Source organism: Phaeobacter sp. HF9A, from assembly GCF_011806385.1.
GTDB lineage: Bacteria > Pseudomonadota > Alphaproteobacteria > Rhodobacterales > Rhodobacteraceae > Epibacterium.
The window spans coordinates 1-10,014 of the sequence record NZ_JAATOX010000137.1; the positions used below are offsets into that span (position 1 = coordinate 1).

The 10,014-nt window shown below is 63.6% G+C and carries 9 protein-coding genes; 8 read left to right on the top strand and 1 reads right to left on the bottom strand.

What is annotated here, in order from left to right:
- The coding region (locus tag HCZ87_RS17820) for a hypothetical protein (protein ID WP_217701973.1) at positions 1-1,373 on the bottom strand (1,373 nt) is incomplete at its 3' end.
- Between the two features lie 419 nt (positions 1,374-1,792).
- Here HCZ87_RS17820 and HCZ87_RS17825 point away from each other — a divergent pair.
- From HCZ87_RS17825 to HCZ87_RS17860, 8 genes are all read left to right on the top strand, one after another.
- On the top strand, positions 1,793-2,437 hold the full coding sequence (locus HCZ87_RS17825) for a TetR/AcrR family transcriptional regulator (protein ID WP_167645959.1): 645 nt from the start codon (positions 1,793-1,795) through the stop codon (positions 2,435-2,437).
- Between the two features lie 991 nt (positions 2,438-3,428).
- Positions 3,429-4,949 carry an amidophosphoribosyltransferase gene (gene purF, locus HCZ87_RS17830; RefSeq protein ID WP_167645961.1) on the top strand — a complete coding sequence of 507 codons (1,521 nt, stop codon included), beginning with the start codon at positions 3,429-3,431 and terminating at the stop codon, positions 4,947-4,949.
- Positions 4,950-5,111: 162 nt separating this feature from the next.
- The gene (locus HCZ87_RS17835; protein WP_167645973.1) at positions 5,112-5,675 is read left to right on the top strand and encodes a DUF2199 domain-containing protein; all 564 of its coding nucleotides are present in this window, start codon (positions 5,112-5,114) and stop codon (positions 5,673-5,675) included.
- Positions 5,676-5,882: 207 nt separating this feature from the next.
- Positions 5,883-6,140, top strand: coding sequence for a pilus assembly protein PilP (locus tag HCZ87_RS17840; RefSeq protein ID WP_167645963.1), 258 nt, complete (start codon positions 5,883-5,885; stop codon positions 6,138-6,140).
- A gap of 87 nt (positions 6,141-6,227) precedes the next feature.
- Positions 6,228-6,875, top strand: coding sequence for an SDR family oxidoreductase (locus tag HCZ87_RS17845; RefSeq protein ID WP_167645965.1), 648 nt, complete (start codon positions 6,228-6,230; stop codon positions 6,873-6,875).
- A 239-nt stretch (positions 6,876-7,114) separates the two neighbouring features.
- Positions 7,115-7,897, top strand: a complete 783-nt coding sequence (gene surE, locus HCZ87_RS17850; RefSeq protein ID WP_167645967.1) for a 5'/3'-nucleotidase SurE — start codon at positions 7,115-7,117, stop codon at positions 7,895-7,897.
- Positions 7,894-8,541: a protein-L-isoaspartate(D-aspartate) O-methyltransferase gene (locus tag HCZ87_RS17855; protein WP_167645969.1), complete on the top strand. Its 648-nt coding sequence runs from the start codon at positions 7,894-7,896 to the stop codon at positions 8,539-8,541. The genes surE and HCZ87_RS17855 overlap by 4 nt, the downstream gene beginning before the upstream one ends.
- Positions 8,542-8,748: 207 nt before the next feature.
- Positions 8,749-9,939: a peptidoglycan DD-metalloendopeptidase family protein gene (locus HCZ87_RS17860; RefSeq protein WP_175582314.1), complete on the top strand. Its 1,191-nt coding sequence runs from the start codon at positions 8,749-8,751 to the stop codon at positions 9,937-9,939.
- Positions 9,940-10,014: the final 75 nt, after the last annotated feature.

Below are 10,014 nucleotides of genomic sequence, written 5' to 3' on the forward strand. Positions count from 1 at the left end.
GTATCGGCGATGCTGACGCTGCCAAAGGACAGATCCGCGCCGCTCAGCGTCAGGTCGCCCGAGGACACCGCCAGCGCATCCGCCTGCACGTCGCCCGAAAGCGTCCAGGCGCTGCCCGCCATGGTGATCGAACCAAAGCCCTTGAGGTCTTCATCCTCGCTGCCGGTGCCCTTGAGCGTCAGCGTATCGCTGCTGTCGGCCTGCACCTGACCAATGAGGTTGGAGCCCGTGTCCAGCGTCAGATCATAGCTGATGCCGCTGGTTTTCTCCAACGCGTAAGTGCCGGTCCCCTCGATGGTGCCGGAATTGGTGATGCTCGCATGGCCCGTCGGAGCAAAACTGGAGGTCATGAAATACAGGCCACGGTTACCCGTAATGGTGCCGGAGTTTGTGATTTCACCATTCGTCATACCGGCGAAAGTCGCCCCATCCGTGGCACCTTGCAGCGTCCCCGTATTGGTCAGGCTGGCGTCCGTCAGATTGTAAAACAGCGCGCCATAATGGCGTTCACCGGTGATCGTGCCGTCGTTGGTCAGGGTTCCCTTGGTGCTTGTCAGCTCGTACCAATTCCCGATCCAGGCGCCGATGTCAGCCGACATGGTCCCGGTCGCAGAGTTGATCATGGTTCCGGACTCATAAAATGCAGCTGCGGCCGTCCCGTTATCCGTGGTGTTGGTCGATGTGAGCGACCCCGCGTTTTCAAGATACCCGACACCGGAGGAGGCGGTAATCGCGTTATACTCAGAGGACATTGTCGCCCCGTCGCGGTTGTAGATGGTTGCCTCCCCCGCGAGGCTGAGGGCCGCCCGGCCGTCCCGCCCGGAAATGCTGCCGTAGTTGTCGATGATGCTGCTCGTTCCCCCGCTTGCCACCTGTACCGTGCCCTCGATCGTGGCACCGGCATTGTTGGTCAGCGACAAAGTGCCATTGGCCACCATGATGCTGAACTTGTCGCTCGAGATGCGCCCGGAGTTTTCAACGGTCATTCCTGACCAGCCGTTGTAAATCGCCGCGCCACCATTGGGAGATTCGACGACACCGGTTGATCCGACTTTGACCGTATCATCCGTATGCGAGGCGATGCCGCCCGCGGTCCCGTCTGCGCGGAGCGTGCCGTCGATCTGGAACTCCCAGGCGTTGCTGGTGCTTGTATTGATCGCATTTTCGGTATTGCTGGTCACGATAAGGGAAGCGCCCTGCTCCAGATGCAGGGTTCCGCCACCGGAATGGCGGGTGTCCATATCAATCGGCGCGGTTTCGGAGCCGTTGATCACGACGCCATAGGTCGATTGCGCCAGAGCGGCGCCCCCCAATGCGAAGGTGGCGAGCACTCCGGTCAGCGCCGTGCCTCCGATGAGTTGTGTGCGCGCCAAACACCGCCCCGCTAAACCGCTCAAACCTATTGTCGCGTCAGCCATCAACGTTCTCCGTCTTGTATTCATTTATCAAAATGTCGTGCCAGAGGCTCTGGGAAATCAGTTCAGCATAAATAGAAACAGATTGTTGCCAACCGAACAAGGGGGCATTTTTCTCTCCTGGCATGTGTGGATTTTACAACTCAGGCAATTTCCGTCGCTATCTGCCTCGCCTGCCGGACATCATTTCCTCCGCGAGCCTGGGAAGAGCGCAAAGCGCCGCAGGTGCCCAAATTTCAGGCGGCCTGCCTGGGATCACGATGAACGGTAGGAAAAACGCGAGCATCGTGACAAACTCATAACATATTGGACGCAGGCTCCCCGGTGGCGGCTCAGGGACACAGGATCGCAGACATGAAGAGGGACACCCCCAGGAAATGACCGACCGTACTGTTGGCAGACCCCCACGCATCTCGCGCGAGGATATCGCAGATGCAGCGCTGGCCATCGGGCTGTCGTCTGTGAAGATGAAAGCGGTGGGCGAGAGGCTTGGCGTTGACCACTCTTCGCTATATCGCCACGTCAAAGGGCGCGACGAGCTGATATTCATGGCGCTGGATCGGGCGGTGTCCAAACTTGACTGGGAGCAGGATCCAGCGGACTGGCGCGATTTCCTGAGATCCAGGGCGATGGCCGTCTGGGCGCTCTGCGCTGCATATCCCGGGCTGGCCTCATCCCTACGCGCGATGACAACCATCCCCCCCTCGGTCATCGCCGGATATGCCCGCGCCTGTCGTCGGCTCGAGGACCATGGCTTTACCATGGACGATGCCGTGCTGATCTTCGATGGCATCATGGATTTGACCGTGAGCTGCGCCTCCCGCTGGGAGAAATTGCTCGAAAATGACAGCGCGGCGGCCGAGACGATGCTGAACTCCCTGGAAACGGCTGATGACGCCGAAACCGCGCCCTATGGGGCAAGGATGAAACAACTCATGAGCGGCGCCCCAGAACAATGGTGGCAACGAAAGCTCGAGCTGATGATCGAAGGCGCCGCAGCTTTGCTCGTCAGGACCGAGTAGGCACATGGAAATGTCTGCGGCCAGTGCGAACGGAATCCCCCGAGCACCCGCAAAAGGCGGCCGCGTCCCAATCCCGAGGCAAAGCCCCCCTCCGACATCCGCAACCAGCACCTCCATCAACGAGCGTTCGGTGCGTGATGGATATTCCGAGTGCTTCCTGAGCTACTCTGCGATCATTGGACAGGATCTGGCATAATTTAAGCTACGCGTCGCACCTGCTGATCGGTTGCTTGCTGGTTGCGCTGGCGCATCAGGCTTTGCAGAACTCAACCCTGCCCTGCATTTCTTTCGGAGCCTCTCCTCCGAAAAGAGGGAAATTCAATATGTTCAATCGGTTCTTCGCCTATCTTCTGCTCTTTATTGTCCTTTTCATCGGTGCAGGCGCTCTTCTGCATCCAGTATATGTTCTGGGACAGACTATCCTTTTGGGATTCCCGACTTATCGCTTGGCTGAATGTGATCGGTGCCCCTCGCAGCACCGACCGCCATTCCAACGACTGAACGAATGACCATGCCGCCGGCTACTGGCTGTCGGGCGCGCCCGAGGATCTGCCTGACCGAGCGCGCAAGCGCCGTCATCCATATAAGCTTGCAACAGAGCCATCCAGGGCCCGGGATCTTGTTTCCGTCGGTTATCCGGGCTGACTTTGTGATCCTTTGATGACATTCGACGCCAGAGCGCCTATGTGAGGGCCGTCACTGTTCGACAGGATTCGGAGCCGACGCCCCCGTGTTGACCCAACAGCAAGCTGACCTGCGCTGCCCCATATATGTGGCAGGATCTGCCCCTACGGCACCCCACGGTCGCCTTGCAACTGCGGCACAGGCCTCGCCCCGCTCAAACCTGATATACTGTTTTTCTGGATGGAATCAGACCTCCTCCACCGCTCTGCGTGCTGACGCAGGGACTGGCGCGGCTTGGTTTCGCCTGCCCCCTCTCGCCACAGCCTCCGGGCTGTAAGCCACCACGAACGAATATTGGAGCCTCGCCATGTGCGGTATCTTGGGCATCGCAAGCAGAACAACCCATGTGTTTGCGGAACTCTATGACGGGTTGTTGATGCTACAGCATCGCGGCCAGGACGCGTCCGGCATCGTCACCTATGACGAGGACGTCTTTCGCGAACGCAAGGCCAACGGTCTGGTCAAGGATGTCTTTGGCGCCAAAGACGCCGAAGTGCTGACCGGCCGCATCGGCATGGGCCATGTGCGCTACCCCACCGCCGGATCGCTTTCGGCGGCCGAGGCGCAGCCGTTCTTTGTCAACGCACCCTATGGCATCTATCTGGTGCACAACGGCAATATCACCAATACCGAGGAACAGCGCGCCAAGGTGACCGGCAAATACAGCCGCCATCTGCGCACCACCTCGGATTCGGAAATCCTGCTGAACGTGCTGGCCGACAAGGTCGCCGACGCGATCAAGGTCAATGGCAACGCCGATCCGATCCGCAATATCTTTGCCGGCGTCAAGATGACGATGGAACGGGTGCAGGGCGCCTATTCGGTGATCTGCATGATCGCCGGTGTCGGCATGCTGGCCTTCCGCGATCCGCATGGCATCCGCCCCCTCTCGGTGGCCAAACGCGCCGCCGAAGGCGCGGGCGACGACTATGCCTTTGCCTCCGAGGATGTGGCCTTTGGCATCAACGGTTTTGCAAAGCTGCGCGACCTGAAACCCGGCGAGGCGATCCTGATCGACCTTGAGGGCAATATGCATGAGTTCCAGGCCGTCGAGGGCCGTCTGACCCCCTGCATCTTTGAATATGTCTACCTCGCCCGTCCTGACTCCATGCTGGACGGGATTTCTGTCTATAAGACCCAGCTGCGCATGGGGCAGGCCCTGGCCAAACAGGTGGCCGACTCAGGGCTGGAGATCGACGCCGTGATCCCGGTGCCGGACAGCGCCCGCCCGGTCGCGCTCGAGGTCTCCAACGCCACCGGCATCCGCTACCGCGAGGCGCTGGTCAAGAACCGCTACGTGGGGCGGACCTTCATCATGCCCGGTCAGGAAGAGCGCCAGAAATCGGTGCGCCGCAAGCTGAACGCCATCCCGCTGGAGATGAAAGACCGCAACATCCTCCTGGTCGATGATTCCATCGTGCGCGGCAATACCATCAAGAAAATCGTGCAGATGTGCCGCGAGGCCGGTGCCAAACAGGTCTATATCGCCTCCGCCTCGCCGCCGGTGAAATACCCAAATGTCTATGGCATCGACATGCCCACCAAACACGAGCTGATCGCCGACGGGCTCAGCATCGAGGAGATTCGCGTCGAACTGGGGGCGGATGCGCTGTTTTACCAGAAACTCGAAGATCTGGTCTGGGCCGCGCAGGAAGGCAACGCCGAGATCGAGCAATTCGATTGCTCCTGCTTTGACGGCAATTATGTCACCGGCAGTGTCAGCGCGGAATATCTCAACACATTGGAAGGCAGCAGCCGCGTCAGCAAGAAAATCAAGGACATGCCCGGTGCCGGGCAATCCTGGAACGGCGCGACCCTCGCCACCTGACCCTGCCCTTCTGCGGCGGCGGCCCGCTGGGTGCGCCGCCGCCTCTGGTCCGGCGATTGCAATTTCTGGCCAGGCCGCGTATGGCAGCGCCTCAAACCCCTATTGGCGCTGCCCTCACCCGGTCAGCGCCTTTCTCTATTTGACCATGAAAGGGCCGCCGTGTTGGACGCCCATCTTGCCCGCATGCTGAGTTCCTCGCGCCAGTGCCGCTGCTGCGGCGGAACCTTTGCGCAATTGCTCAGCCTCTCCTGTGATCGCCCCGACATCGTTCCCGGCGATCTGGAGGTGCAGGACAATGCCGCCGTCTTTGCCACCGATGGCGATGTGCTGACCGATGATTTCTGCCGCTTCGGCCAGCTTCGGTTCCTGCGCGCGGTGCTGGCAATCCCGGTTGCCGATTCCCGCGGCGAGGAGTTCATCCTCGGCACCTGGGCGGGCGTCAGCGAAGATGTGTTTGACGAATACCTCGGCCTGTTTGAGCTGCGCGAAACCGAGGCCATGGGCAGCTGCCCGGCCTGGCTCTCCAACCAGATCCCACCCGAAAGCGGCGGCCCCTTGGCCTGCATGCTGCACATGCGCCCCGAAGGCCAATACCCGGAGCTGCAAGTCTCCGAAGTCAACAGCGACCTCGCCCGGATGCAGGAACTGGGCGTCGGGCTGGAGGAGCTGCTGGGCTTTCTCTACGCCTATGGCCATGACCTCGCCTCGCTGGTCTATGACGCCTGAACGCCCCGCCTGATCACCCTGCCTGAACGCCCCGCCCGACTGGCACCTGACCGCCGAGAGCGCCCCGCCCCCCGGCGCTCTTCCGCCACTGCCCGGTCGAGGGCGTCGATCCGGTCTGGGCTGCCGTTGTGCGGCCTGATAGGGCCATTCGTCAGCACCACCTTTCCCCTCCCCACAGGCCCCGCTTGATCCGGGCCAGAGCTCCCGATGACCAATACCCAAGCCACCAAAGCCGAAACCCTTGCGACCACCAAAGGCGCCCTCTCCGGCCGCCGCCTCTCCCTGCTTGGCCTCTTTGGGCCGCAAGACGCGATGCAGGCGCTGGTCCGCCTGCCCTCCGGCCGCATCCAGACCGTGACCACCGGCAGCCGCCTGCCCATTGGCCGCATCGTCGCCATCGACGCTCAGGGGCTCCTGATCGACCACCGCGGCGAAACCCGCCGCCTGCCGATCCTCACCAACTAGGCTCAGCCCGCGCTTTTTCACAAGACACCGGATCGGACGCCGCCACGGGGCTTGACCCGGCCCGCCGCGCACCGCATGTAGGCGCCCATGACAGACAGACTCGCCCTGATCACCGGTGCCTCGCGCGGCCTCGGCGCCGCCCTCGCCGAGGCGCTTGCGCCCACTCATCACATCGTCGCCGTGGCCCGCACCACCGGCGCGCTCGAAGAGCTTGATGACCGTATCAAAGCCAGGGGCGGTTCTGCCACGCTGGCGCCCATGGACATCACCGTGCCCGAGGCCATGGCAACCCTCTGTCGCGGCATCTTCGACCGCTGGGGCAAGCTCGACCTCTGGATCCACACCGCCATCCACGGCGCCCCGCTCAGCCCGGCCCATCACGTGACCCAGAAGGAATGGACCAAGGCGATGGCAATCAATGCCACCGCCACCTCGGTGCTGATCCCCTATGTGGCGCCCCTGCTGGGTCAGGACGGTCGCGCGGTGTTCTTTGATGACGCCTGCGCGGGCGAGAAATTCTTTGGCGCCTATGGCGCCTCCAAGGCCGCCCAGCTCGCCATGGTGCGCAGCTGGCAGGCTGAAACCTCGCGCACCGGCCCGCGTGTACAATTGCTCACACCGGCAGCAATGCCCACCGCCCTGCGCGCACGCTTCTTTCCCGGCGAAGACCGCAACGCCCTGACCTCCCCCACCGAGGTCGCCGCAACGCTGCTGCCGCAGATCCTCGCGGACTAAGCAACACCCGCTTTCATCTTTTCAAAAATATCCCGGGGCCCGGGGCAGCGCCCCGGTCCTGACGGCGCCCAACAGGCCGACGTGATTTTTGGCCACACCGCGCCCGCCCGCCCTCAAAAGCATCACCAAATCCTTGCCCAGCCGGACCCTGCCGCCTATGCAGGGCGAAACGGGATCGGCCTGCACCCGCCTTGCAAAGACCGAAAACCGCCAGAGAGTTCCGCCAGCAAGAGGTTCCAATGCGCATTCTGGTCACCAATGACGACGGCATCAGCGCCCCCGGGCTTTTGGTGCTCGAAGCCATCGCATCCGAGCTGGCAGGCCCCGATGGCGAAGTCTGGACCGTCGCCCCCGCCTTCGAGCAATCCGGCGTCGGGCATTGCATCAGCTATACCCACCCCTCGATGATTTCCGAACTCGGCCCGCGCCGCTTTGCCGCCGAAGGCTCGCCCGCCGATTGCGTGCTGGCGGGTCTGCATATCCTGCTGAAGGATCAGCGCCCCGATCTGGTGCTCTCGGGCGTGAACCGGGGCAACAACTCGGCCGAGAACGCGCTCTATTCCGGCACCCTGGGCGGCGCGATGGAGGGGGCCCTTCAAGGTCTGCCCGCGATCGCTCTTTCGCAATATTACGGCCCCGGCAATCGCGATCTCGCGGACCCGTTCGAGGCCGCCCGCAGCTTTGGCGCCGAGGTCATCCGCAAGATCCTGGCCGCCCAGCCGGAAAACAGCCAGGACTATGGGCTGTTCTACAACATCAACTTCCCCCCTGTTGCCGCCGCCGAAGTGCGCGGCACCCGGGTGACCCGTCAGGGCGCGCGCCCCGGCACCGGGTTTTCGGCGCAGGAACAGCCCTCGCCCAATGGCCGGCGCTATATGTGGATCCAGGGCGGCGATCAGCAGGTGCAGACCAAGGCCGGCACCGATGCCCATGCCAATCTCGACGGCTATATCTCTGTCACCCCGATGCGCGCCGACCTCACGGCCCATGACGCGCTGGAGGCATTGAAGGCGATCGAATGAGCGGCCCCGACGCAGAAACCCAGATGCAGTTTCTCTTTGCCCTGCGCTCGCGCGGGGTGACCGACAGCGCGGTGCTGGAGGCCATGGAGGCCGTCGACCGCGGGCTGTTTCTGCGCGGTTTCTTTTCCGAACGCGCCTATGAGGACGTGCCGCTGCCGATTGCCTGCGGCCAGACCATCTCGCAGCCTTCGGTGGTGGGGCTGATGACGCAGGCGCTGCAACTCTCGCCCCGCGACACGGTGCTGGAGGTCGGCACCGGCTCCGGCTATCAGGCCGCCATCCTCGCCAAGCTCGCCCGCCGCGTCTATACGGTGGATCGCCACGCCCAGCTGGTGCGCGAGGCGCGGCAGGTGTTTCAGAAACTGCGCCTGGCCAATGTCACCTCGATTGTCGGCGACGGCAGCCACGGGATGCGGGAACAGGCGCCCTTTGATCGAATCATCGTCACCGCCGCCGCCGAAGACCCCCCCGGCCCGCTGCTGGCGCAGCTCAAACCCGGCGGCATCATGGTGGTGCCGGTGGGCCAGTCCGATGCGGTTCAGACCCTTATTCGCGTCCGCAAGACCGAGACCGGCCTGGAATATGACGAATTGCGCCCGGTTCGCTTCGTTCCGCTGCTCGAGGGGCTTGGAAAAGACACCTAGGCTGGCCTATCTCAGCAGAAGCCTGTTACTCTGTCCAAAACAGACATCCCTGCCGCTGCCGTATAAGTCTCCGCCCAACAGGAGACAGACATCGAGGAGAGCACACCCATGACCCGCCCCCGCAAGCTCCGCCCGACCCCGGCCCGCATATCGGCCCGCACATTGGCCCCAAGGTCTGCCCCCTTGTCTGCCCCCTGGTCGGCGTTGATGCGCCCCGCCGCGCCCCTGGCGCTGCTGCTTCTGGCCTCGGCCTGCGCCGCGCCGCTGGATTACGACCTGCGCGGCCAGATCGGCGCCTTCAACACCACCAAGGCGGCCCAGACCGCAACCGAGGCGCGCCCGGCGGCGGATCAGCGCGGGCTGATCACCTATCCCTCCTATCAGGTGGCAGTGGCGCGGCGCGGCGATACGGTGGCCGATCTGGCCAGCCGCGTCGGTCTTCCGGCCAATGAGGTGGCCAAGTTCAACGGCGTGCAGACCAATGACCCGCTGCGCAAGGGCGAGGTGCTGGTGCTGCCGCGCCGCGCGCCGGAAACCACCCCGCGGGGCGGCAACGCCAACCCCGGCGGGGTTGATATCGCCTCGCTCGCCGGGGCGGCCATCGACAGCGCGCCGGCCTCCTCGCCCAATCCCGGCTCGGTGACCACCACCACCTTGCAGAACACCCCGACAAAACCCGCCCCCACCCCGGTGCAGGACGGCCCCGAGCCGATCCGCCACAAGGTCACCCGGGGCGAGACCGCCTATACCATCGCCCGGCTCTATCAGGTTCCGGTGAAATCGCTGGCGGAATGGAACGGGCTCGGCAGCGACTTTGCCATTCGCGAGGGGCAATTTCTGATCATCCCGCTGAAGGATAAGACCGCCCCCGCGCCCGTGGTCGTCGAGACGGAAGAGACCGTGACCGCCCCAGGTCAGGGCAGCGTCACCCCGCCGCCGCCCAGCGCCGCCCAGCCGCTGCCAGATCGCGACGTCACCCCGGTGGCCGAAGCGCGCGCCGAACCTGCCCCCACCGTCAAGGTCGAGGCCCCCACCCGCGCCTCGGAGGCCGCGATGGCCTATCCGGTGACCGGCAAGATCATCCGCGCCTATTCCAAGGGCAAGAACGATGGCATCGACATCGCCGCCGCCCCCGGCACCGCCGTGCAGGCCGCCGAGGCGGGCACCGTCGCCGCGATCACCCAGGATTCCAACAAGGTTCCGATCATCGTCATCCGCCACGACCGCAACCTTCTGTCGGTCTATGCCAATGTGGATGGCATCAAGGTTAAGAAGGGCGATCGCGTCAATCGCGGCCAGCGCATCGCGCAGCTGCGCAGCAGTGCCGAGGATGCCTATGTGCATTTTGAGGTGCGCGACGGTTTTGACAGCGTGAACCCGCTGCCCTACCTGCAATAAGCCCGACGTTCTGCGCAACCGCGCCGGACCGCCAGGTCCGGCGCCCGGCCCAACGGGCGTAATGCTTTTTCAAAG